General features: G+C 52.0%; 1 protein-coding gene. It reads right to left on the bottom strand.

What is annotated here, in order from left to right:
- On the bottom strand, window positions 1-510 hold a 510-nt coding region (locus ABD481_RS47240; protein ID WP_344672404.1), incomplete at both ends, for a conjugal transfer protein TraN.

Below are 510 nucleotides of genomic sequence, written 5' to 3'. Positions count from 1 at the left end.
CATGATTTCCTTAATTCGTTCTCTGGTCTTATTGGTGAGCACATCGTTTTCCGGTATTTTTTGATTTTTCATCAGGTCGTCCATAAAGTTGGTGAAATCCAGCTTGTTAAAATCAATCCCCTGGAGTTCCGCGACGGTAATGCCCCGACAGTCAGGACTGCTGGCGCCGCCAAAACCGATATGCAGCTGACCGTTTCTTCCCTGCTGCTGAACGATCTGCGCCAGTTTTGAGTCGAACTGGCAATAGCTCCTTTTTTTCTCCAGGCAAATCCCCAGAACCTTTTTAGAGCAGAATTCCCCTATACTGACCGTCAGCTTGTCTTTTTTCGCTTTGGCCAGCGCCTTTTCCTCGCTGCTGCAGCTTGCCAGCCCCACATCCTGGCCCCAGCCACTGTCTTTGCAGCAGTTACTGAAGCCGGCAGCAAACTTCTTACAGAACTTCGCTTTTCCGGTGAATGCCCGGACATCCACCCCGTTCAGTGCCGCGACGTCCTTCCCCGCGGCAGCCAG

Origin of the sequence: Catenulispora yoronensis (assembly GCF_039531695.1) — a bacterium.
Taxonomy (GTDB): Bacteria; Actinomycetota; Actinomycetes; order Streptomycetales; family Catenulisporaceae; genus Catenulispora; species Catenulispora yoronensis.
Note: the sequence above shows the minus strand (reverse complement) of the source record. Positions and strands in the feature narration are given on the sequence as shown.